The organism is Streptomyces olindensis (assembly GCF_040645895.1).
Lineage (GTDB): Bacteria > Actinomycetota > Actinomycetes > Streptomycetales > Streptomycetaceae > Streptomyces > Streptomyces olindensis.
In genome coordinates this window covers 71,256-93,016 of record NZ_JBEYZD010000002.1, presented here as the reverse complement: position 1 = coordinate 93,016, position 21,761 = coordinate 71,256, and the positions used below count along the sequence as shown (strand labels likewise).

The 21,761-nt window shown below is 72.5% G+C and carries 21 protein-coding genes; 11 read left to right on the top strand and 10 right to left on the bottom strand.

The window, feature by feature from the left end; genetic code table 11:
• Positions 1-30: 30 nt before the first annotated feature.
• The 3 genes from ABZ948_RS01570 (at position 31) to ABZ948_RS01560 (ending at position 3,499) form a co-directional block, all read left to right on the top strand.
• Complete coding sequence (locus tag ABZ948_RS01570; protein ID WP_359756237.1) at positions 31-270, top strand: SCO4848 family membrane protein; 240 nt, start codon at positions 31-33, stop codon at positions 268-270.
• A gap of 23 nt (positions 271-293) precedes the next feature.
• Complete coding sequence (locus ABZ948_RS01565; protein WP_359756235.1) at positions 294-1,775, top strand: metallophosphoesterase; 1,482 nt, start codon at positions 294-296, stop codon at positions 1,773-1,775.
• Between the two features lie 167 nt (positions 1,776-1,942).
• On the top strand, positions 1,943-3,499 hold the full coding sequence (locus ABZ948_RS01560; protein ID WP_359756233.1) for an ABC transporter substrate-binding protein: 1,557 nt from the start codon (positions 1,943-1,945) through the stop codon (positions 3,497-3,499).
• A gap of 20 nt (positions 3,500-3,519) precedes the next feature.
• Here the strand turns inward: ABZ948_RS01560 and ABZ948_RS01555 are convergent, their stop codons facing one another.
• The 8 genes from ABZ948_RS01555 to ABZ948_RS01520 all read right to left on the bottom strand — a co-directional run bounded on the left by ABZ948_RS01555 (position 3,520) and on the right by ABZ948_RS01520 (position 9,501).
• Entirely contained in the window at positions 3,520-4,266 is a 747-nt protein-coding gene (locus ABZ948_RS01555; protein WP_359756231.1) for a TetR/AcrR family transcriptional regulator, read from the bottom strand.
• A gap of 11 nt (positions 4,267-4,277) precedes the next feature.
• Complete coding sequence (locus tag ABZ948_RS01550) at positions 4,278-4,817, bottom strand: thiol-disulfide oxidoreductase DCC family protein (protein WP_359756229.1); 540 nt, start codon at positions 4,815-4,817, stop codon at positions 4,278-4,280.
• A gap of 14 nt (positions 4,818-4,831) precedes the next feature.
• Positions 4,832-5,239 (bottom strand): hypothetical protein, encoded by a 408-nt coding sequence (locus ABZ948_RS01545; RefSeq protein ID WP_359756227.1) that lies wholly within the window; start codon positions 5,237-5,239, stop codon positions 4,832-4,834.
• Positions 5,240-5,385: 146 nt separating this feature from the next.
• Complete coding sequence (locus tag ABZ948_RS01540) at positions 5,386-6,165, bottom strand: succinate dehydrogenase iron-sulfur subunit (RefSeq protein WP_359756225.1); 780 nt, start codon at positions 6,163-6,165, stop codon at positions 5,386-5,388.
• Complete coding sequence (sdhA, locus tag ABZ948_RS01535; RefSeq protein ID WP_359756223.1) at positions 6,165-7,919, bottom strand: succinate dehydrogenase flavoprotein subunit; 1,755 nt, start codon at positions 7,917-7,919, stop codon at positions 6,165-6,167. The genes ABZ948_RS01540 and sdhA overlap by 1 nt, the downstream gene beginning before the upstream one ends.
• 19 nt (positions 7,920-7,938) lie before the next feature.
• Entirely contained in the window at positions 7,939-8,421 is a 483-nt protein-coding gene (locus ABZ948_RS01530) for a succinate dehydrogenase hydrophobic membrane anchor subunit (RefSeq protein ID WP_359756221.1), read from the bottom strand.
• A 5-nt stretch (positions 8,422-8,426) separates the two neighbouring features.
• Positions 8,427-8,807, bottom strand: coding sequence for a succinate dehydrogenase, cytochrome b556 subunit (gene sdhC, locus ABZ948_RS01525; protein ID WP_031107855.1), 381 nt, complete (start codon positions 8,805-8,807; stop codon positions 8,427-8,429).
• Between the two features lie 220 nt (positions 8,808-9,027).
• Positions 9,028-9,501: a 2-oxo-4-hydroxy-4-carboxy-5-ureidoimidazoline decarboxylase gene (locus tag ABZ948_RS01520; RefSeq protein ID WP_359756220.1), complete on the bottom strand. Its 474-nt coding sequence runs from the start codon at positions 9,499-9,501 to the stop codon at positions 9,028-9,030.
• 224 nt (positions 9,502-9,725) lie between these two features.
• Between ABZ948_RS01520 and ABZ948_RS01515 the strand changes: the two genes are divergently transcribed.
• From ABZ948_RS01515 to ABZ948_RS01500, 4 genes are all read left to right on the top strand, one after another.
• On the top strand, positions 9,726-11,369 hold the full coding sequence (locus ABZ948_RS01515) for a beta-N-acetylhexosaminidase (protein WP_359756218.1): 1,644 nt from the start codon (positions 9,726-9,728) through the stop codon (positions 11,367-11,369).
• 96 nt (positions 11,370-11,465) lie between these two features.
• Complete coding sequence (locus ABZ948_RS01510) at positions 11,466-11,972, top strand: hypothetical protein (RefSeq protein ID WP_359756217.1); 507 nt, start codon at positions 11,466-11,468, stop codon at positions 11,970-11,972.
• 108 nt (positions 11,973-12,080) lie between these two features.
• Positions 12,081-12,635, top strand: coding sequence for a hypothetical protein (locus ABZ948_RS01505; RefSeq protein ID WP_359756215.1), 555 nt, complete (start codon positions 12,081-12,083; stop codon positions 12,633-12,635).
• A 154-nt stretch (positions 12,636-12,789) separates the two neighbouring features.
• Positions 12,790-13,185: a hypothetical protein gene (locus ABZ948_RS01500; RefSeq protein WP_359756214.1), complete on the top strand. Its 396-nt coding sequence runs from the start codon at positions 12,790-12,792 to the stop codon at positions 13,183-13,185.
• A gap of 2 nt (positions 13,186-13,187) precedes the next feature.
• On the opposite strand, the gene ABZ948_RS01495 is transcribed toward ABZ948_RS01500, so the two are convergent.
• The gene (locus ABZ948_RS01495; RefSeq protein ID WP_359756212.1) at positions 13,188-14,384 is read right to left on the bottom strand and encodes an N-acetylmuramoyl-L-alanine amidase; all 1,197 of its coding nucleotides are present in this window, start codon (positions 14,382-14,384) and stop codon (positions 13,188-13,190) included.
• A 212-nt stretch (positions 14,385-14,596) separates the two neighbouring features.
• The gene (locus ABZ948_RS01490) at positions 14,597-17,197 is read right to left on the bottom strand and encodes an FG-GAP-like repeat-containing protein (protein WP_359756397.1); all 2,601 of its coding nucleotides are present in this window, start codon (positions 17,195-17,197) and stop codon (positions 14,597-14,599) included.
• Positions 17,198-17,567: 370 nt separating this feature from the next.
• Between ABZ948_RS01490 and ABZ948_RS01485 the strand changes: the two genes are divergently transcribed.
• The 4 genes from ABZ948_RS01485 (at position 17,568) to ABZ948_RS01470 (ending at position 21,678) form a co-directional block, all read left to right on the top strand.
• Positions 17,568-18,185 carry an RNA polymerase sigma factor gene (locus ABZ948_RS01485; RefSeq protein ID WP_359756210.1) on the top strand — a complete coding sequence of 206 codons (618 nt, stop codon included), beginning with the start codon at positions 17,568-17,570 and terminating at the stop codon, positions 18,183-18,185.
• Between the two features lie 162 nt (positions 18,186-18,347).
• Complete coding sequence (locus ABZ948_RS01480; RefSeq protein WP_359756209.1) at positions 18,348-19,361, top strand: hypothetical protein; 1,014 nt, start codon at positions 18,348-18,350, stop codon at positions 19,359-19,361.
• A gap of 494 nt (positions 19,362-19,855) precedes the next feature.
• A complete protein-coding gene (locus ABZ948_RS01475; RefSeq protein WP_359756396.1) occupies positions 19,856-20,530 on the top strand; it encodes an RNA polymerase sigma factor in 675 nt (224 codons plus the stop codon).
• Positions 20,530-21,678, top strand: coding sequence for a hypothetical protein (locus ABZ948_RS01470; protein ID WP_359756208.1), 1,149 nt, complete (start codon positions 20,530-20,532; stop codon positions 21,676-21,678). The genes ABZ948_RS01475 and ABZ948_RS01470 overlap by 1 nt, the downstream gene beginning before the upstream one ends.
• Positions 21,679-21,761: the final 83 nt, after the last annotated feature.

Genomic DNA, 21,761 nt, shown 5'->3' with positions numbered 1-21,761 from the left:
AACCGGACAGGCTCTGGCGATACTGGACTCATGAAGCTCAGCCGCCCCGTCTCCTGGTTCCTGCTCGCCTTCGGGGTGTGGAGCTGGGTCATCTGGATCACTTTCGTCAAGAACCTTGTCAAGGACAGCAGCGGGCTCGCCTTCAACGACGGTCATCCCACGGCCTACTTCTACGTGCACCTGCTGCTCGCCGTCGTTTCCTTCGTATTGGGGACGGCCGTCGGGGCCATCGGGTTGCGTGGTCTGCGCGCACTGCGCCGGACGTCATAACACCGATCGGGAGACACGACACCGTGGCCATCGTCTTCGTGCTCGTCGCGACACTCGTCCTGGCCGTCCTCGTGACGGCCAACTGGTACGTGTGGCGCCGCCTGTTCCGTGACACCACCCGGGGTCCGGGGCTCGCCCGCCGCGCGGGCGCGGTGCTGGTCGCCGGCGGCTGGGTCCTCGCGATCACGGCCTTGGTCGCGGAACGCTCGGGCGCCCCCTTCTGGCTCCAGCAGGTACTCGCCTGGCCGGGCTTCCTGTGGCTGGCCCTGTCGATATACCTGTTCCTCGGGGTACTGGCGGGAGAGGTCGTACGGCCGCTGCTGCGGTGGTTCCTGGAACGGCGGGCGAAGGCGCGGGCGTCGGCGCGGAGCCTTCCGGTGGAGCCGGACACCGGGACACCGCTCGCCACCCCGCCGGGCACGGCCCCGCAGGGGGGAGCGGGCGCGGCCGGTGTCAGTGCGGGTGCAGGTGCGTCCGGTGCCGGTGCCAGCGCGGAGGCCGGTGCCGGTGCCCGTGCCGGTGCCAGCGCGGAGGCCCCTGCCGGTGGGTCCGGGGCCGTGGTCGCCTCCGCCACCGCGCCCCCGCCGCAGCCGGATCCCGTGCCCGCCGCCCCCCAGGGCTCGGCCGAGCCGCTCGACACCCCCGGCGCGGCCGGGGCCGCCGCGCCCGCGTCCGCCGGGCCCTCCCGGCGCCTCTTCGTCTCCCGGGTCGTCGGCGGGGCCGCCGCGGCCGCCGCCGTCGGCACCGTGGGCTACGGCACGTACGGCGTGCTGCGCGGGCCGAAGGTGAAGCGGGTCACCGTGCCCCTGGCCAAACTGCCGCGCGCCGCGCACGGGTACCGGATCGCCGTGGTCAGCGACGTCCACCTCGGCCCGGTCCTGGGCCGCGGCTTCGCCCAGAAGGTCGTCGACACGATCAACGCGACCCAGCCCGACCTGATCGCGGTCGTCGGCGACCTGGTCGACGGCAGCGTGAAGGACCTGGGCCCCGCGGCGGCTCCGCTGGCCCAGCTGAAGGCCCGTCACGGGTCCTACTTCGTCACCGGGAACCACGAGTACTTCTCGGGCGCCGAGCAGTGGGTCGAGGAGGTCCGACGCCTCGGCCTCACCCCCCTGGAGAACGCCCGCAGGGAGATGCCGTACTTCGACCTGGCGGGAGTCAACGACGTCGCCGGCGAGGACGAGGGCCAGGGCCCCGACTACGCCCGGGCCCTCGGCGACCGGGACACGGCACGCGCGTGCGTGCTCCTCGCCCACCAGCCCGTCCAGATCCACGACGCCGTCGAGCACGGCGTCGACCTCCAGCTCTCCGGCCACACCCACGGCGGCCAGCTCTGGCCCGGAAATCTCCTCGCGGCCGCCGCCAACCCGACCGTCGCGGGCCTGGAACGCTACGGCGACACCCAGCTCTACGTCTCCCGCGGCGCGGGCGCCTGGGGCCCGCCCACCCGCGTCGGCGCCCCGTCGGACGTCACGCTGATCGAGCTGGCGTCGAAGCAGGCCTGACGCTGTGGGAACCCTGTGAAACCGGACCGAACCGCCCATCGGTAAGGTCTTTCCCAACTCGGCAGATCTCTCTTCCCCCGGGTCAAACACCTGTGATTGGGTGAGGCCGCCACGAAGGGGTGTGGCGTACGCACAGGGGCCCGACGGCCCGGGGAAGGACAGGGCCGATGCGATCGGTTCGCATACGGATACTCGCGGGGCTGCTCGTCCTGGCGGCCGTGGGAGTGGGAGCCTGGCAGCTCGTGCCGCCGAAGAAGGACAGCGGCACCATCTCGGTCGGCACGACCGACGCCGTCACCTCGCTCGACCCCGCCGGCGCCTACGACGCCGGATCGTGGGCGCTGTTCAGCAACGTCTTCCAGTCGCTGCTTACCTTCGCGCCGGGCGGCACCGCACCCGTGCCGGACGCGGCGAAGAGCTGCTCCTTCACGAACGGCGACCTGACCACGTACCGCTGCGAACTGCGCTCCGGCCTCACCTTCCCCAGCGGCCGGACGATGACCGCCGAGGACGTGAAGTACTCCTTCGACCGGATCCTGCGCATCAAGTCCCCCGTCGGCCCGGCATCCCTGCTGGAGACCCTGCGTTCCGTGGACGCCGACGGCATGACCGTCACCTTCCACCTGTCCTCGCCCGACGCCACGTTCCCGTTCAAGGTGGCCACCGGCGCCGGCTCGATCGTCGACCACACCGCGTACCCGGCCGGCAAGCTGCGCACCGGCGACGGTGCCGACGGCACGGGCCCGTACACCCTCACCTCGTACACGAAGGACAGGACGGCGGTCCTCGCACCCAACCGGCACTACCAGGGCGCCGTCAAGGGCGGCGCGGACCGGCCCGTCGAACTGCGCTACTACGCCGACCCGGATGCCCTGAACACCGCCTGGAAGGACAAGCGGATCGAGGTGGCGACCGACCAGCTGCCGCCCGACGTCCTCGCCGGCCTGAACCCCAGCGACCCCGCCCAGCGCGTCTTCGAGGCGGACGGCTCCGAGACCCGGAACCTGTACTTCAACACCCGCAAGGGCAAGCCCCTGCACGACCCGAAGGTCCGGCAGGCCATGGCCTGGCTCATCGACCGCGAACGGCTGGCCGCCACCGTGTACGACGGGACCGTCGACCCGCTGTACTCGCTGATCCCGGCCGGCCTCAACGGCCACACCGCCTCCTTCTTCGACGACTACCCGAAGCAGGACCCGAAGAAGGCGCGGCAGCTCCTCACCGAGGCCGGCGTGACCCTGCCGGTCCGCTTCACCTACGGCTACGCCGAGGGGCGCGGCGCCGGTGCCCAGGAGGCCGCCGAGATCAAGCGGGAGCTGGAGGCGAGCGGCCTGTTCAAGGTCACCGTCCAGGGCTACGAGTGGACCGACTTCCAGAAGCGGTGGGCGAGCGGCAGGCTCGACGCGTACGCCGTCGGCTGGGTCGCCGACTTCCCCGACCCCGACACCTTCGGCGCCGCGCTCGTCGGCACCGGCAGCGCCATGAACACCGGCTACAGCAACCGGAAGGTCGACCGGCTCATCACCGACAGCCGGCGCTACGCCGACCGCGGCGAGGCCGACCAGGACTTCCGCGCCGTGCAGCAGACGGTCGCGCAGGACGTGCCGGTGCTGCCGCTGTGGCAGGCGAAGGAGTACGTCGTCACCACCGAGGACATCGGCGGCGGCCAGTACCTCTCGGACGGCACGGGTGTGTTCCGCCTCTGGAGCCTCACGGGGATCTGACGACAGGCCAACAAGGGCCCCTAGGGGGTGTCGCCGCGCCGCGCGGCCGGGTCCGGGACGGCCCGGGTCATCCCCGGCAGGAAGTCCGTGAACAGCTCGTGCACCTCGCGCACGAGCGGCCGCAGTACCCGGAAGCGGGCCAGGGCGACGCCCCGCGCGGTGAGCCGGGCGCCGCGCTCGGCGAGCCGGTAGCTGCGCTCCCGCCCCTCGGTCCGGTCGAAGATCCAGTACAGGCAGAGGCCCATCTGGGACAGCCACATCAACTCGGGGAGGATGCCCCGCAGTTCCTCGGCCACCTTGGTCTTCGTCGCCCCGGCCAGCACCTCCCGGTGCACGCTGATGGCCTCCTCGCGCGCGTGCTCCGACTCGGGCGAGAAGGGGCTGAGCGGGCTGTCCGGGTCGGCGGCGTTCTTGAAGAACTGCACCGCGAACTCGTGGTACGGCGCGGCGATGTCCAGCCACGCCCGCAGCACACCCGCGAGACGCGCCTCCAGGTCGGTCTCCCGCTCCAGGATCTCCCGGACCGCCACCTGGTGTTCGGCGGCGATCCGGTCGTAGAAGCCCTGGATCAGGTGCTCCTTGCCCGCGAAGTAGTAGTACGCGTTGCCGACGGAGACCCCGGCCTCCTTGGCGATGGCCCGCATCGTCGTCTTGTCGTAGCCGTTCTCCTGGAACAGCCGCATGGCCGTCTCCAGGATCAGAGCGCGGGTCTGCTCGGACTTCGTCGGGTGGGCGCCGTCGTCGGGGCCGTCGTTCTTCGCGGGCACGGGAAGAGAGCCTAACGTCCGCGCCCGGGCACCCGGTCAGGGGCGCAGCCGCCGTCGGCGCAGCCCGGGGCGGCGTGGGTCCAGCCGCCGTCCGGGTCGTACGCCCACCCGTCCGCCCGCCGGTACACCCGGCCGCCCCACTGGGCCCCGCCCTGCCGCCCCCGGTGCCGCCGGGCCCCGCGCCACTTGGCGGCGGCGAGCACGGCGCCCCTGGCGAGCCGGGCACCCGACGGCGTGCTCAGCCGGTGGGCGAGCGGCCGGTGTTCCCTGAGCGCCCACAGGGTGACGACCCAGGCGGCGGGGCCCTGGTAGACCTGCCCGGCGTCACCCACGACGGTGATCTCGTCGAGGGTGCGGCCGTGGTCGAGGCCGGGGTGGCGGCGCCGGGCCTCCTCGGAGCCGGCCGGGACCAGCTCCAGCGGCACGAGCTGGGCCTGCCGCCGGAGCCAGTCGCGCAGGAACGTGCACAGGGAGCACTCGGCGTCGTACAGGACGGTGAGCCGGCGGACCGGGGCGGCGCCCGGTCGTGGGCCCTGCGCGGTGGCGTTCATGTGCCGGTCTCCGCTCAGGCCCGGGCCTGCGGGGCGACCCAGCCCTGCGGCGGCACCGGCGGCACCTGCTCCCGCTCCATGGCGCCCCGGCGCCGGATCCGGTTGAGCACGTAGACGTTGGCCAGGTGCATCACGCCGAGCACCAGCAGCACCACGCCGAGCTTGGTCGACAGGGCCTCGAAGACCCCGCGCGTGTCGGTGATGGTCTCGTCGCCGCTCAGGTACAGGGCGACGAACCCGAGGTTGACCAGGTAGAAGCCGACCACCAGGAGGTGGTTGACGGCGTCGGCGAGCTTTTCGTTGCCGTGCAGGACGTCGGCGAGGAAGACCCTCCCGTTACGGCTGAGCGTGCGGGCCACCCAGATGGTCAGCCCGATGCTGACGACCAGGTAGATGACGTAGGCGACGACCGTGCGGTCCATTGCCCCCACCCTTCTTGAACACGTTCAAAACGCTGTCGGGTATGACTGTAGACCTCTTTTTGAACATGTTCAACAACAGAAGGCCCCGTCACCAAGCGGTGACAGGGCCTTCTCGGTCCAGCGGACCAGCGGTCAAGCGGTCGGGCTCAGTAGCGGCGCGTGATCAGCGCCCTCTTCACCTCGGCGATCGCCTTCGTGACCTCGATGCCGCGCGGGCAGGCGTCCGTGCAGTTGAAGGTCGTGCGGCAGCGCCACACGCCGTCGCGGTCGTTGAGGATCTCCAGGCGCTGCTCGCCCGCCTCGTCACGCGAGTCGAAGATGAAGCGGTGCGCGTTGACGATGGCGGCCGGGCCGAAGTACTGGCCGTCGTTCCAGAAGACCGGGCACGACGTGGTGCAGGCCGCGCAGAGGATGCACTTCGTGGTGTCGTCGAAGCGCTCGCGGTCCTCGGCGGACTGCAGCCGCTCCCGCGTGGGCTCGTTCGTGTCCTTCGTGATGAGGAAGGGCATGACGTCCCGGTACGCCTGGAAGAACGGCTCCATGTCGACCACGAGGTCCTTCAGGACCGTCAGGCCCTTGATGGCCTCGACCGTGATCGGCTTCTCGGGGTTGATGTCCTTGATCAGCGTCTTGCAGGCCAGGCGGTTCTTGCCGTTGATCCGCATGGCGTCCGAGCCGCAGATGCCGTGCGCGCAGGACCGGCGGAACGTCAGCGTGCCGTCGAGCTCCCACTTGATCTTGTGGAGGGCGTCGAGGACGCGCTCCTTCGGGTCGATCTCGACCTGGAAGTCCTCCCAGGTGGCGTCCGCCGAGACCTCCGGGTTGAAGCGGCGGACCCGGAAGGTGACCGTGATGTAGGGGGAGTCGGCGAAACCGGGCTCGGGCTTGCCGGCCGCGTCTTCCTTGTCCAGAACGGGGGTAGCCATCAGTACTTACGCTCCATCGGCTGGTAGCGGGTCTGGACGACCGGCTTGTAGTCGAGACGGACGGTTTCGGAGCCGTCGGCGCCGACCTCGCGGTACGCCATGGTGTGCCGCATGAAGTTGACGTCGTCGCGGTTCGGGTAGTCCTCGCGGTAGTGACCGCCGCGGGACTCCTTGCGGGCCAGCGCGGAGACCGCCATGACCTCGGCCAGGTCGAGCAGGTTGCCCAGCTCGATGGCCTCCAGCAGGTCCGTGTTGAACCGCTTGCCCTTGTCCTGGATTGCCACGTTCTTGTAGCGCTCGCGCAGCTCCGCGATCTTCTCGACCGCCGTCTTGATGGTCTGCTCGGTGCGGAACACCATGACGTTCGCGTCCATGGTCTCCTGCAACTCGCGCCGCAGGACCGACACCCGCTCGGAACCGGTGGAGTTGCGCAGCCGCTCCACCTGCTCCAGCACGAGCTCCGCCGGGTTCTCGGGCAGCTCGACGAAGTCCGCCTTCTGCGCGTACTCCGCGGCGGCGATGCCCGCGCGCTTGCCGAAGACGTTGATGTCCAGCAGCGAGTTGGTGCCGAGGCGGTTGGCGCCGTGCACGGACACGCAGGCGACCTCGCCGGCCGCGTACAGGCCCGGGACGACCGTGGTGTTGTCCGCCAGGACCTCACCCTCGACGTTGGTCGGGATGCCGCCCATGGCGTAGTGCGCGGTGGGCTGGATCGGGATCGGGTCCGTGTAGGGCTCGATGCCGAGGTACGTGCGCGCGAACTCGGTGATGTCCGGGAGCTTGGCGTCCAGCTGCTCCGGCGGGAGGTGCGTGAGGTCGAGGTAGACGTGGTCGCCCTCGGGGCCGCAGCCGCGGCCCTCGCGGATCTCCGTGTAGATGGAGCGCGAGACGACGTCACGGGACGCGAGGTCCTTCATGACCGGCGCGTACTTCTCCATGAAGCGCTCGCCGTCCTTGTTGCGGAGGATGCCGCCCTCACCGCGGGCGCCCTCCGTCAGCAGGATGCCCATGCGCCAGATGCCGGTCGGGTGGAACTGGAAGAACTCCATGTCCTCCAGCGGCAGACCCCGGCGGTAGACGGCCGCCTGGCCGTCACCGGTCAGCGTGTGCGCGTTGGACGTCACCTTGAAGAACTTGCCGCAGCCGCCGGAGGCGTAGATCACGGACTTCGCGTGGAAGACGTGGATCTCGCCGGTGGCCAGCTCGTACGCCACCACACCGGAGGACTTCTTGACGCCGTCGACCTCGGTGATCAGCTGGTCCAGGACGTAGAACTCGTTGTAGAACTCCACGCCCTCCTTGACGCAGTTCTGGTACAGCGTCTGGAGGATCATGTGGCCGGTGCGGTCGGCCGCGTAGCAGGAGCGGCGGACCGGGGCCTCGCCGTGGTTGCGGCTGTGACCGCCGAAGCGGCGCTGGTCGATGGTGCCGTTCGGGGTGCGGTTGAACGGCAGGCCCATCTTCTCCAGGTCGAGGACGGAGTCGATGGCCTCCTTCGCGAGGATCTCGGCGGCGTCCTGGTCGACCAGGTAGTCACCGCCCTTGACCGTGTCGAAGGTGTGCCACTCCCAGTTGTCCTCCTCCACGTTGGCCAGCGCGGCGGCCATGCCGCCCTGCGCGGCGCCCGTGTGGGAGCGGGTGGGGTAGAGCTTCGTCAGGACGGCCGTGCGGCTGCGCTTGGTGGACTCGATGGCCGCGCGCATGCCCGCGCCACCGGCGCCGACGATGACGGTGTCGTACTTGTGGATCTTCATGATTCTCGCAGCCCCGTGCCTAGCGGATGTTCGGGTCGAAGGTGAAGATCACCAGCGTGCCCAGCAGGATGGTGAACACCGTGGCCGTGTAGAGCAGGCCCTTGAGCCACAGCCGGGTGTTCGCGCGCTCCGCGTAGTCGTTGATGACCGTGCGCAGGCCGTTGGCGCCGTGCAGCATCGCGAGCCAGAGCATGAGGAGGTCCCAGACCTGCCAGAAGGGGCTCGCCCAGCGGCCCGCCACGAAGGCGAAGCCGATCTTGGAGACGCCGCCGTCCAGCACGAGCTGGATCAGCAGGTGGCCGAGGACCAGCACGACCAGCACGACGCCGGACAGGCGCATGAACAGCCAGGCGGCCAGCTCGAAGTTGCCCCGGGTGGTCTTCGGGGTCTTCTTGGTGCGCTTGCGCGGGGCCTCGATGAAGGGGGCCGGGTTGTCGACGGTGTAGACGGCGCCGCCCTCGACGGGGCCGACGCCGACGGCGGTCTTATCGGTCGTGGACATTGGCGTCAGCTCCCGAACAGTTCACGAGCGGCGTGGCCGAGGACGGGGTAGATCGCCCCGAGCATCAGCACGACCCACAGGGCGACGACCGTCCAGAGCATCTGCTTCTGGTAGCGGGCGCCCTTGATCCAGAAGTCGACGGCGATGACACGCAGGCCGTTGAGCGCGTGGAAGAGGATGGCGGCGACGAGGCCGTACTCCAGCAGCGCGACGATCGGCGTCTTGTACGTGGCCACGACGGTGTCGTAGGCCTCCGGGGACACCCGCACGAGAGCGGTGTCCAGCACGTGAACGAACAGGAAGAAGAAAATGAGGACGCCGGTGACTCGATGAGCCACCCAGGACCACATTCCTTCCCGGCCGCGGTACAGCGTTCCAGCCGGCACGGAAGTTTCCTCCGGGAGCGGGGATTGGGGCCGCGCCGGCTTGGTGTGTCGGTCGGGCCCGGCCGGGTACGGTCCACCGGCCCCCAGCATCGTAGCGAGGCGCTGCCGCTGGGCTGAGCGGGGGGTCCGGGGTGTGATCAAACTGGCACGCAAAGAGGTACAGGTGGGCTAGTGCGGCCAAGGGGTGTGGGGTGCGCCCAGGGCGGCCGGGTGCGGGCCGTCAGTGGTTGATCGCGCAGTTCCCCGCGCCCCTGAGGGCAGTCAGCAGACGCTCCCTGGCGAGGCGCCGGAGTTCGTCCGCCGTCACGGCCCGCTCCTCCTCCGGATCGTTCGTCAATCGTGACCGGATGGCTTCGAGGAGGCGGTCGAGGACCTCTTCCGGGGCCACGCCGTCCAGGCAGATGACGAACACGTGGCCGAAGCGGGCCTCGTAGGCGGCGTGCGCCGCGCTGAGCGCCGTGTGGGCCGCGGAGTAGGTGTCCGGCGGGAGCGGCGGCAGGGACTCACTGGCCAGGGCCTCGGTCAGGTCGGCCCAGGTGAGGTCGTAGGCCGCCTCGTCCGCGGCGGCGAGCAGGGAGTCGAGGTCCGGGTAGGGACGGTGCTCCGCGACACGCCCGGCCCAGCGCGGGCTGCGGAGGCAGCTGAGGAGGGTCTGCTCCAGATCCTCGGCGGAGGCTGCGTTGAAGTGCTCCACCGGTATGGCGAGTCGGCCGGGGAGGTCTGGGAGACGGTGCGCAGGCAGCGTGGGTCCTCGTGGGCGTCACGTGTGTCGGCAGGGCATGTTGTGAGAGATGTGACGTCACGCTATCGAGTACGACCATGACGTGTCCGACGGATGCCCGAATTTCACCCGGGAGAGAGAGTTTCGGCACGCGTGGTGGACGCGCGCCGGGCGAGGTCGGGTCTTAGGTTGGCCGTGTGAGTCAGCACAGGCGCCGGACTTCGGCGAAGCAGGGAAAGCAGCGGCAGGTGCTGGTCGTGGCCACGGCGGTAGCCCTGGTCGTGGTCGCGGCCGGGGTGAGTCTCGGGCTCTGGGCGGCCTCGGGCGGTGAGGGCGGCGCCACCGGGCCGGAGGCCAGAGCCTCCCGGGGCGGTGCCGCGGCCGCGCCCACCAGCCCCAGTCCGACCCGCTCGTACCCGCTGTCCGAGGCGCCCCGCACCATCCCCGCCGTGCGCGACCACACCCCGGCGCGCGGCCCGGGCTGGCGTCCCGAGAAGGGCCACCGCGTGGTCGTGGACGACCCGGCGCTGGCCGACGAGGGGCGGCTGGTCGCCGGGGAGCTGGGGCTGTCGTACCAGGGCGAGAAGAGCGACAAGCGGGCCGGTGACCTGCGGCTCAGCCTGAACGACGATGAGGGCGCGAACCCGGAGTCGTACGTGATGACCGTGCGCGACGGGCGGGTGGAGATCAGCGGGCCCGCCGAGGCCGGCGTCTTCTACGGCACCCGCACGCTCAAGCAGGCGGCGCACGACGGCGGGACGGCGCCCGAGGGCGTGGTGCGCGACGAGCCGGCCAAGGCGCAGCGCGGGTTCATGCTGGACATCGCGCGCAAGAACTACACGGCCGGCTGGATCGAGGACCGGATCCGGGAACTGGGCGACCTGAAGTTCAACCAGCTGGGGCTGCACTTCTCCGACGACCAGGGCTTCCGGATCGAGTCCGCCTCGCATCCGGAGGTCGTGTCCCAGCAGCACCTGACCAAGGCGCAGGTGCGGAAGATCGTCGACCTCGCGAAGAGCCGGCACATCACCGTCGTGCCCGAGATCGACTCGCCCGGGCACCTCGGCGCGGTTCTCGACGCCCACCCCGACCTCCAGCTGCGCAGCGCGCAGGGGTCGCCGGTGCAGGGCGCGATCGACATCTCCAAGAGCGAGAGCGCCGACATCGTCGACGACCTGCTCGACGAGTACGCGGACCTCTTCCCCGGCGGGCCCTGGCACCTCGGCGGCGACGAGTACCAGGCGCTGACCCGCTCGAACCCGGAGGCGTCCTTCCCGCAGCTGGCCGCCGCCGCCCGCGAGCAGTACGGCTCCGGCGCGACGGTCGCCGACCTGACCACCGGCTGGCTCAACGACCGGGCCGCCACCGTCCGCAAGCACCAGCGCACCCCGCTCGCCTGGAACGACGGCTTCTTCCGCGGCACGTCCGTCGAGGCCGCCAAGGACATCCGGGTCGCCTACTGGACGGGCAAGGAGATCGGCGCCCGGCAGCCCGCGGAGTACCTGAGCGCGGGCCGCAAGGTGATCAACTACAACGACGAGTTCCTCTACTACGTGCTCGGCGAGCCGCAGACGTTCGTCTACCCGACGGGGCAGCGGATCTACGAGCAGTGGACGCCGCGGGTGCTGCGCGGCACCACGGCCGTGCCGGAGCGCTACGACGGGCAGATCCTCGGCGGCTCCTTCGCCGTCTGGGGCGACCGCCCGAACGCCCAGACGCAGGACCAGGTGGCGGCCGGGATCCGGATGCCGCTGCGGGCGACCGTGCAGAAGCTGTGGGATCCCGACCGGCCCGAGCTGTCCTGGGCGCAGTTCCGGGCACTGGCGGACAGGCTCGGCTGACCCGGCACGCATTGGCCCATATGGCTGCGAACTTTCGTACGGCTGTGGTGGTCTTCTGACGGGAGCCGAATCGAATATGCCGGGGGGAACCGGGACATGGGCTACTGGGGTTACTTCGTCGTGGGCCGGGGGGACCGGCCGCTCGCGGAGCTGGACGCGCTGGCGGAGGCCGGTGACGGCCTGACGCGGCGCGGCTCGGCGCCGGGCGGGTGGCAGCTCTGGGAGTACCCGAGCGGGGACGGCGACGTCGGCAACATGAACGTCCTCGCCCGGGAGACCGGGGCGCCCGCGCTCTTCGGGTACGTCATGAACAGCGCGTGCGTGGTGCTGGAGGCCGCCGGGCCGGAGAGCGGGGCCTGGACGACCTGCCTCGGACGGGCCGCCATGGCCGGGTACCTCGGGGCCGACCGGGAGGGCCTCACGCTGGAGGACTACTTCCTGGAACCCGGCGACGCCGCCGAGCGCGCCGTCCGCTGGGCCGCCGAGGCCGGACACGAGGTGAACGCCGACGCGCTTCTGGACGTACTGACGTCAGACCCCGATCCCCTGGCCGAAAACCTCTTGTTCCGTTTCCTCGACAGGCTGGGCGTGGTGCCCCTGTGACACTCCGGGGCCGTCGCACGCAGTAAGGGGAAGTGCGGGTTCCGTAAGGGGTGAGGGCTGGAAGCGGCCTGATAGGGCCCTGGAGAAGGCCCGCGGAGGGAGGCGTGGATGAGCCTGGTGGAGTTGATCGCACAGGCCGATGAACGCGGGCTGGCCGCGAGCGGGCTGGCTTGTTTGGATCGGTGTGTGCCCCTGCTGGGCGGCGACGACGAGATCCTGCGCCCGCTGTGGGCGAGCCTCACCGACGGCGCCGGCGCCGAGGAGTGGGGCGAGCGGCTGGAGCAGGCGCGCGGGAAGCTGGACGGCGCGGGCGCCGAGGACGAGGCGGTCCTGCTCGCCCACCGGATGCTCGAGGCCGTTCCCGCCGGGCGGGCCGCCGCCGAGGTGCGGGTGTGGGCCGACGCCTGCTCCGTCGCCTCCCTCCAGATCCACCGCCTCCTCGACACCGCCGAGGACGAGGCCTCGTCCGTCGCCGTACGCCGCGAGGGCCGTACGGAGGGCATGTCGCCGCTCGTCGCCGCGGAACTGCGCCGCCAGATCGTCGTGCTGGAGGTCCTGGCCGGGCACGGCCAGGCCGGGCTGCGCCGGGCGCTGGAGATCTCGACGGAGGGCCGGCGGGTGCTGCGCGCCGTGGTGTCGCGGCGAACCCGGCAACAGGGCTGAAAACGGGGCTTCCGACGCCTCTGACCGGCCCAAACCCCCGTTTCTGGAAGGGTCCTGTGACCGTCCCTTGAGCGAGGTGGGGCGGTCCTGCGCCGGTTGCGGGAAGCCGCCGGTTCCGCGTGACGAAAGCCCGCGTCACAGCGCTTCTCGGGGTGTGACGACTCAAGCGGAGACCAGGCCGTCGGCGGCGTCGAAGCCGCTCAGGTGGGCGGCGGACACGGTGGCGACGATGCGCGAGGGGGCACGGCTGCGCCTCGACTACTCGGCGCAGAGCCTGTGGAGCATCGACCGGATGATCGAGGGGATACGGCGGGAAGGGGCGCCCTACGCGGCCGTGGCGGAGGTGCTGCGCGGATTCGGCGCCTACGCCGGTGAGGTGATGGCGCGTCAGACCGGCGCCGAGTGGTGGGCGACCGGCGGCGACCACTGGATCCGCACCCCCGACGGGCGCCTGTGGGACCCGATCGACGAGGCCCGGCGCGCCTACGCCGGGCACGGGTCGCTGCGGCTGCTGTGCCGGGACGCGGTGAACTCCGCGCCCCGGCGGTAGGTTCAGCGGCCGAGCACGGCCTCGGTCCCGGGGCCGGTCGGCTCCGGGGCGGGTTCGGTGGGCTTGCCGGCGTTCCCGGCGAGGGCGCGGATCTCGGGCAGGTCGTCGTAGAGGTTCTGGCCGGGGCACGCGGTCGGGTAGCCGTCGCGGTGCCCGGAGACGCGGTGCAGCGTGACCTTCTGGCCCAGCTTGTACTTGCCGTTGTCGGCGCCGGCGGTCAGCACCGTCGTCCCGGTCGGGTCGAGTCCGTACAGGCCGAGCTTCCAGGCGGCGACCTTGGCGACCGACTCGCGCACCGCGGTGTTCGTGGTCGCCGTGGTGTAGTCGCCGAGCACGGAGACGCTGCTGGTGGCGGTGTTGAAGCCGTAGGTGTGCGCGCCGAGGACGGGCTTGTCGACGCCGCCCGCGCGGCCCTCGAAGACGGTGCCGCACTTGTCGACGAGGAAGTGGTAGCCGATGTCGTTCCAGCCGTTGCCGCGCACGTGGTACAGGAACACGCCGCGCACGATCGACGCGGACTCCTCGCAGGTGTAGTCGTTGGTGCCCGCCGTGTGGTGGACGAACAGCGCCTGGGTGTCGGCGGTGTAGGAGGGCGGGTCCTTCACCAGGGACTCGTCGGCGCCCCAGGCGGAGCGCGGCGTCATGGCGGGGCGCTCGGCCGAGGGCGCTCCGGCGGCCGGGCCGACGACGGCCGGCGGGACGTCCGGTTCGACGAGGTCCGGCTCGACGACGGCGGTGTGCACGGCCTCCGCCCCGCCCTCGGGGTCGACCAGTTCGACGCGCAGCCCCGCGGGCAGCCGGGAGCCCGAGACGCTCACCTGGACGCCGTCCGAGGGCCCGGCCCACAGCGGCTGGGTGCCGCCGCGCACCGAGGCGCCGTCGCGGTCGGGGCCGGTCTCGGGCGTCCGCACGTCGGTGTCCAGGGCGCGCCACGGGCTCCACGCGCCGCTCTCGCGGGAGCGGGTGCGCACCTGGGCGGTGCCGTCGAGGGCCGCGTCCGGGTCGTCCCAGGTGATGCCGAGCATGCTGAACGGCTCGGTGGTGCGCGGTGCGAGGGACCGCTCGTGCGGATCGCCGCCCGGCACCCGGACGGTGTGCACCCCGTCCGAGGAGGGGGAGGCCAGGGCCGGTCCGGCCGGGCCGAGGGCGCCGAGGGCCAGGGCCGTGGCGACGGCGGTGCGCAGCAGATGGCGTGTCATTCGGGCTCGTCTCCGGTCCACTCGGGCTCGTCTCCGGTCCGCCTGCGGGGCGGCGTGATGTCGGGATGGTCCTTCCCGCCCGCCGGGTCGTGGCGTTCGCCCGCCCGGAGAAATCCGGCGAACGGAGGACGGCCACGCCCGAAAAGGGAAGGGGCCCCGTGCGGTGCACGGGACCCCTGCTCTCACTGGTTCTCAAGCGGACCGGCGAGGTGTCACGGCGTCAGCGTCTGGCCCAGCCGGGCGTCCGTCGGCGTGCCCAGCGTGGTCTTGCTGAAGATGACGGAGTCGGCGTAACCGAGGCCGGTGCTGTTGCTCGGCAGGTGCAGCAGGATGCCGTCGCCCCCGTCCTCGCCGTCGGCTCCGAAGGTGAGGTCCGCCCGGCCGTAGCCGGACAGGTCCGTCAGTGACACGGACGAGCCGAAGCGGTCGCCGGTCTCCGTGGAGCCCGGGATGCCGGACGTGTCCTGCGAGATACCGGTCGAGCCGGAGCCGGTCAGGCCGGAGGCGGAGCCCTTGACGAGGATCGCGTTGCCCGCGTCGGCACGGTTCACACCGTCCCGGGTCAGGTCCTCGCCCGGGGCGCCCGCGAGGGCGTCCGCGTAGCCGTCGGCGTTGTAGTCGCCGACCGCGACGGAGGTGCCGAGGGCGTCACCGGACTCGTTGCCGCCCGGCACGTACGCCGTGTCCTGGTGGATCACGGTCATGCCGGTGGTGGTGAAGCCGGTGGACGTGCCGGGGACCAGGGTGATCTGGCCGCCGGACTTCCCGCCCGACTCGGAGGCGACCGGCTGGCCGATGACGATGTCGTCGTAGCCGTTGCCGTTGACGTCCCCGGCCGCGAGGGACCGGCCGCCCTTGACGGAGATGACGCCCACCTTGCTCAGGCCCGTCGCCGAGCCCGCGAAGCGGACCACGCGGCCGATGCCGCCGGTGTCGCGGTAGTTGAGGGCGATGTCCGCGTAGCCGTCCCGGTTGAAGTCGCCGGTCGCCGCGTCGAGGTAGGAGACGGCGCCCGTGGCCGTGGTGAGCGTGCCGTACTTGGTGGCGCCGCCGGTCAGCCGGGCGTTCCAGTTGCCGCCCTTGCCGGTGCCGGCGGAGAAGACGTCCGCCTTGCCGTCGCCGTTGAAGTCGCCGACGGCGACCGTGGAACCGAGCCTGGCGCCCGTCGACGTGACCCCTGACGTGGCGTAGGAGAAGCCGGTGTCGAGGGCGGGGCCGTACATCACCGTGACGGAGCCGCGGTCGGCGTGGCCGCTGGTGTCGTCCTCGCCGGGCGCGCCGATCGCGAGGTCGGCGTAGCCGTCGCCGTTGACGTCGCCCCAGGCGGTGGCGGTGCCGAAGGCGTCACCGGACTCGTTCGAGCCGGGCACGCCGGGGCTGTTCTGGCCGAGCGTCACCTTGGCGGACGTGACCGGGCCGTCGACGCCGCCCGGGACGACGGTGACGGTGCCGCCGCCGAGGGCCTTGGGCGTGCCCGCGACCAGGTCGGTGACGCCGTCCCGGTCGTAGTCGGAGGTGGCCAGGGCGTGCGAGATGCCCGGGGTCTTGGCGACCTGGGCGATCCGGGAGAGCTGGGAGTAGAGGTTCGCGCCGGGGCAGGCGGTCGCGTTGGTGTCGCGGTGGCCGAAGACGCGGGGCAGCGTGATCGAGGTGCCCTTGGCGACCTTGTTGCCGTCCTGCCCGGCCGCGCTGCCGGAGGTGAGCGTCACCTTGCCGGTCGGGTCGATGCCGTACATCCCGAACTTCCAGGCGACGAGCCGGGAGATCGCGTCGAGCGCGGCGCGGCTCGGCCTGGCCTTCTCGAAGTTGCCGAGGTACGAGATGCCGACGGTGTCGGTGTTGAAGCCGACGTCGTGGGCGCCGGTGACCGGCAGGTCCATGCCGCCGCTGCGGCCCTCGAAGATCTGGCCGCAGCGGTCGACGACGAAGTTGTAGCCGATGTCGTAGTAGCCGCGGGCGAAGTGCTCCTGCTGGATGGAGCGCATCCGGGCGCGGGACTGGGCGCAGGACAGGGTGTTGTCGCTGTCCATGCCGGTGTGGTGGACGACGGCGGCCTTGATCTCGGTGCCGTAGGCGGGAGTGCCGTCGTAGTCCGTGGAGGCGCCCCACTCGGCCTGCGTGATCACCGGCGGCTTGACGACGGTGGAGGGGCGGGGCGCGGGGACCGTGGAGGTCGGGGAGGGGGAGGCCGTCGGGGACGGGGAGGCGGACGCCGACGTGGAGGGCGACGGGGACGCCGTGTCGCCGGGCGTGCCGGTCGGCGTGGCCGTGTCGCTCGGGGCGGTCGTCCCGGTCGCGGTGGCGGTGTCGCCCGGGGTCTCGGTGGGGACCGTCGGCTCGGTCGTCGGGGCCGGGGTCTCCTCGGCGTACGCCGCGGGCCGGATGCCGTCCTTCGGGTCGGTGCCCGGGTCGAGCAGCTTCACGTCCATGCCGGCGGGCTGACCGCCCGCCTCGGTGCCGTCCGCGTGCACGACGCGCACCTCGACGCCGTCCGCGTCGCCGGTCCACAGGGACTCGGTGCCACCGCGCAGTGCGGCCCGCTCGCCCTCGGCGCCGTCGGCCTGGCTCGGCTCGGCCGACAGTTTCTGCCAGCCGGACCACCGCCGGCTCTCCAGGTCCCTGGTCCGCACCTCGGCCGTGCCCCGGACCCGGGAGTCGGGGTCGTCCCAGGTCACCAGCACCGCGCTGAACCGGTCCGTGTCCTGCTTGGCCAGGCCCTTGCGCCCGGCGCCCTTGTCCTTGAGCTTCACCGTGTGGACGGACGGCTCGCGGCTCTGCGCCGGGCCGCCGGAGCCGCCCGGCGGATCGGCCATCGCGTACGTGACGACCCCCGCTCCGCTCAGGACGACGGCACCGACCGTCAGCCACGCCCGTCTCTTCAGACTGAGCGGTTTGTACGCGCGCGTGCTCCGAGGACTCAAGACCCCACCCCTAGATATGGACACATGCGCACCTGGTGTCACACAGGTGCCATTCACCCAGCGCACAGCTATGGCCAGACGTCACGCGGCCGTGGCATTCCGCCCCGCTGTGACACTTCTCCGCGGCGTGGCGCTGATGACCGTGGAGGACGTGCACGGACGCGTCCCCTGCGGTGTGAGCGCATCGGGCAGGGCATTCCGGGCATCCGGGGTGTTCCGGCCGGGCGGTCCGCCGCGCACTCGGTACGGACTAGGACGGTTCTTGGGCCAGGGAGGCGCACCCCGGCGCGTGCAGGCGCACGACGGGGAACTGGGCGCGGCCGTCGCGCGGGCCCAGAACGGTGACGAGGCGGCCTTCGCGGTCGCCTACCGGATCGTGCAGCCCGGGCTGCTGGGCTACCTGCGCGGACTGGTCGGCGAGGACGCGGAGGACGTGGCCTCCGACGCCTGGCTGGAGATCGCCCGGGACCTCGGGCGGTTCAAGGGCGACGGCGCCGGGTTCCGCGGCTGGACGGCGACCATCGCCCGGCACCGGGCCCTGGACCACCTGCGCCGCCAGCGGGTACGGCCTAGGCCCGCCACGCTGGAGCAGGACGTCCTGGACCTGCCCGGGCCGCACAGCACGCACGACCAGGCCCTGGAGGCCATCTCCACCGAGCACGCCCTCCGGCTGGTCGGCGGTCTGCCGCAGGACCAGGCCGAGGCCGTGCTCCTCCGGGTCGTGGTGGGCCTCGACGGACCCGCCGCCGCCCGCGTCCTCGGCAAGCGGCCGGGGGCCGTGCGGACGGCCGCGTACCGGGGACTGAAGCGCCTCGCCGCCCAGTTGGACGCCGAAGGTGTGACGGATGAGGCTCCACGGACGCTGGGGGAGTCGAAATGAACGACGCCGGCGGGCCGGGCGGACAGCCCCGGCCCGGTGCCCTGAACAGAGCGGGCGAGCGGAACGTATGGATCGGCCCCGGAACGCCGGGCCGACCGGCCCGGTCGTGGGAACACGGCGGGCCAAGCGGAGCGTGTGGATCGAGCAGGGACGGAACCGGACATGGGTGAACATCAGAGCGACGGCGGGTTTCCCGGCCGTCGGCGTGTGCACCCCGGCGGTTCCGCGTACGGCGACCGGGCGGCACACGATGCCGGCGGCCGGCCGTCCGGCCGCCTCGGCGCGCACGGCTCCGGCGCGCACGGCCTCGACGGCCCGGGCCTCGTCGGCTCCCGGCACCTCCTGGACGACGCCGAGCTGGAGACGCTGCTCGCCGCCGCCCTCATCCGGGACGGGATCGACGCGGAGGCCGAGCAGCGGGCCGTGGCCGCGTTCCGGGCCGCCCGGGACGCCGGCCCGCACCGGGTCCGTACCCGCCGCCGGGACGACTGGCGGCCCCGCGAGCGGCGGCATCCGGGGCGTTCGCTGAAGGCCACGCTCTCCGTGCTGCTCGCCAGCCTCACGCTGGGCGGTGTCGCCGTCGCGGCGATCGGCTCGGCGGGATCCACGGACGGTGCCGACGACCGCGGCCGCACGCCCGCCTCCACCAGCGCCCCCGGCGCCACGTCGGGCGAGCCCGGCGACAGCCCGTCCGGCTCCGCCTCCGCGCGCCCGGACCGCCCCGCGCCCGCCCAGGACACCGAGGCCCGGTGCCGTGCCTACGAGCAGGTCGACGGCCGGGGCAAGGCCATGGAGGCGACCGCCTGGAAGCGCCTCGTCGAGGCCGCGGGCGGTGAGAGGAACGTCACGGCGTACTGCGCCGAGCAGCTGGCCCGCTCCGAGGAGAAGCCCGGCGGCACCGCCCGGAGCGGCAAGGGCACGGACGCCCCGGGCTCCGGCGGCGCGGGCAACGGCTCCGGCAGCCGCTCCGGCAACGGCGACACCGGCGCGGGCAGCGCGGGAAACGGCTCCGGCAACGCGGACACCGGCTCGGGCACCGACCGGAGCGGCGGGGGCGGCGCTGCCGACAGCGGCTCGTCGTCCGGGTCGTCATCCGGTTCGTCTGGTTCTTCTGGTTCATCCGGTTCGTCCGGGAGCCAGGACAAGCCCGTCCAGCCCAACGGCCGTCGCCAGTAACCGACTCCGGCACCGGGTCACGGGAACGCTCCGCAGCGGGCTTCGGAGAGACTGCGTGTCCGCAGCGGGCTTCAGAGAGACTGCGTCTCCGCAGTGGGCTTCGGAGAGACTCCGCGTCTGCCTGGGGCCCGTTCCGCTGCCGCTCCCGGCACGTGCCGTTCGGCCCCGCCATGGCAACGGCCGGGGCCGCCACCCCCCACAGGAGAGGCCCCGGCCGTCGCGCGGCACGGGCCGCGCGGCGGCCCGTACTTCCTACAGCGCCTCGGGTGCGTTTTCTGTCACACCCACCCGTGTCACGGCTTAGTTGCATCTCGGGCGGACATGGACGGGGAGTGGTTTCAGGTCGTAACGTGCCATTCGCGCCAACAGCGGAGGCGGCAAGACCACCGCAACCACCTGCGGCCTTGTGAAACCGCAACCACCAATTGAGCAACCACTACGGCGAGAACCCGGTCCGCGAGAGCGGCGCCGGCTTAGGCGCAGAAGGGCGCGCGGTGCTGGGGGACGACGCGGAGCTGACCGCCGCGGTGCGTGCGGCACAGGACGGAGATGAGACCGCGTTCCGGACTGTGTACCGGACCGTGCACCCGCGGCTGCTCGGATACGTACGGACGCTGGTCGGCGACCCCGACGCCGAGGACGTGACGTCCGAGGCCTGGCTGCAGATAGCCCGTGACCTGGAGCGGTTCACCGGCGACGCGGACCGCTTCCGCGGCTGGGCCGCCCGCATAGCCCGCAACCGCGCGCTGGACCAGATACGCATGCGCGGACGCCGGCCCGCGATCGGCGGTGACGAGACCGAACTGACCGGCCGGGCCGCCGAGTCCGACACCGCCGGCGAGGCCATCGAGGCGCTCGCCACCGACGGCACGTTCTCCCTGATCTCCCGGCTGCCGCAGGACCAGGCGGAGGCGGTCGTGCTGCGCGTGGTCGTGGGCCTCGACGCGAAGACGGCCGCCGAGACGCTGGGCAAGCGGCCGGGCGCGGTCCGCACGGCGGCGCACCGGGGCCTGAAGCGGCTCGCCGAGCTGCTGGGCGACAATCCACAGGCCGATCCGGAATCGGCCGGGGTGCTCGACGCCCTGCCGCCCCAGCGAGAACCGCGCGGCGGTGCGGTGACGTCCGCAGGTGTGACGCACAGCGTTGCGCGGACGCAGAAGGATGTGTGATGGCCGACGAGCAGTACAGGTGGCTGGACCGCGAAACGGCGGAGCGTTTGCTGAGCGGAGAGCCACCGGAAGCTGTCGACGGCGCCCACCGGGGCGAGGCCGAACGCCTCGCCAGGACACTCGGCGCGCTGTCCGGCCCACCCCCGCTGACCAGCGAGGAACTCCCCGGTGAAGCTGCGGCGATGGCCGCTTTCCGCAAGGCGCGCGCGGAACGCGCCGACGCCGGTGCGACCCCCGCGGCCGGCGGAGGACAGGCTTCCGGCGAGGTAGCCGACACCGGACTGGTCCGCATCGGCGCCCCGGGTGACCCCGGCTCCGGCGATGTCCGGCGGCCCCGCTGGGCTCGCCCCGCGCGCCTCGCGCTGGCCGCGGTGCTGGCCGTCGGCATGGTCGGCGGTGTCGCCGTCGCGGCCGGAACCGGAGTGCTGAGGACACCGTTCGGCGGCGAGGAGCCCCACCCGGGCGCCTCCGTCTCGGCCGGGGTCACTCCGTACGAGCGCCCGCTGGTGTCGCCCTCGCCGAGCGAGCCGCCGCAGGGCGGCGCGACCCCCGACGACGGCACGCGGGACGGCACCTCGGCCGGCGGCGCCGGCGGCTCCGGGGGTTCCGCGGGTTCCGGGCGGGGCGAGGCGCGCGACGACGCGGACTCGAAGCCCGGCTCCGGCGACAAGAAGGGCCGCTCCGGCGACAGCCGCCGGGATCTCGCCGCCGCCTGCCGCGACCTCCGTGACGGCAAGCGGCTGGACGCCGACCGCAGGCGCGCCCTGCGGGACGCGGCGGGCGGCACCCGCGTGTGGCGGTACTGCGAGCGCGTCCTGTCCGAGGCCGACCCCCGCTCCGGGGAGCGGAACGACCGGCGTCAGGACAAGGGCGGCCACAAGTTCCGGGACGGCGGCCCGGGACAGGAGCCCGGGCAGGGCGGCAAGCGGGGCCGCGAGCAGGGCGGGACGCAGGACCGGCCCGGGCACAAGCACGGCGACCGGCCCGGGGACAAGCACGGCGACCGGCCCGGGGACAAGCACGGCGAGCGGGCCGGGCAGCAGGACGGCGGTGCGGACGACGGGGACCGCGGCCGGTCGACGCGAGCGCTCGCACCCCTCCGACCTGCGGTTTCGTCCTCCCTGAAAATCTCTTCGGCGAGGGTGTGACGTTTTCGGCCGCCCCGGCGCAGTAATGAGTGAGCCGACTGGTCATCGGCCGTCGCACGGAGCCGGGGTTCCCCCCGTACCTA

Excerpts from the sequence above, each read along its gene's own strand:
- ABZ948_RS01495 (WP_359756212.1), bottom strand. The coding sequence starts at position 14,384 with ATGACACGCCATCTGCTGCGCACCGCCGTCGCCACGGCCCTGGCCCTC.
- ABZ948_RS01530 (WP_359756221.1), bottom strand. The coding sequence starts at position 8,421 with ATGTCCACGACCGATAAGACCGCCGTCGGCGTCGGCCCCGTCGAGGGC.
- ABZ948_RS01560 (WP_359756233.1), top strand. The coding sequence starts at position 1,943 with ATGCGATCGGTTCGCATACGGATACTCGCGGGGCTGCTCGTCCTGGCG.
- ABZ948_RS01505 (WP_359756215.1), top strand. The coding sequence starts at position 12,081 with ATGAGCCTGGTGGAGTTGATCGCACAGGCCGATGAACGCGGGCTGGCC.
- ABZ948_RS01550 (WP_359756229.1), bottom strand. The coding sequence starts at position 4,817 with ATGAACGCCACCGCGCAGGGCCCACGACCGGGCGCCGCCCCGGTCCGC.
- ABZ948_RS01540 (WP_359756225.1), bottom strand. The coding sequence starts at position 6,165 with ATGGCTACCCCCGTTCTGGACAAGGAAGACGCGGCCGGCAAGCCCGAG.
- ABZ948_RS01480 (WP_359756209.1), top strand. The coding sequence starts at position 18,348 with ATGGGTGAACATCAGAGCGACGGCGGGTTTCCCGGCCGTCGGCGTGTG.
- ABZ948_RS01470 (WP_359756208.1), top strand. The coding sequence starts at position 20,530 with ATGGCCGACGAGCAGTACAGGTGGCTGGACCGCGAAACGGCGGAGCGT.
- ABZ948_RS01570 (WP_359756237.1), top strand. The coding sequence starts at position 31 with ATGAAGCTCAGCCGCCCCGTCTCCTGGTTCCTGCTCGCCTTCGGGGTG.
- sdhA (WP_359756223.1), bottom strand. The coding sequence starts at position 7,919 with ATGAAGATCCACAAGTACGACACCGTCATCGTCGGCGCCGGTGGCGCG.
- ABZ948_RS01545 (WP_359756227.1), bottom strand. The coding sequence starts at position 5,239 with ATGGACCGCACGGTCGTCGCCTACGTCATCTACCTGGTCGTCAGCATC.
- ABZ948_RS01510 (WP_359756217.1), top strand. The coding sequence starts at position 11,466 with ATGGGCTACTGGGGTTACTTCGTCGTGGGCCGGGGGGACCGGCCGCTC.
- ABZ948_RS01490 (WP_359756397.1), bottom strand. The coding sequence starts at position 17,197 with ATGGCCGATCCGCCGGGCGGCTCCGGCGGCCCGGCGCAGAGCCGCGAG.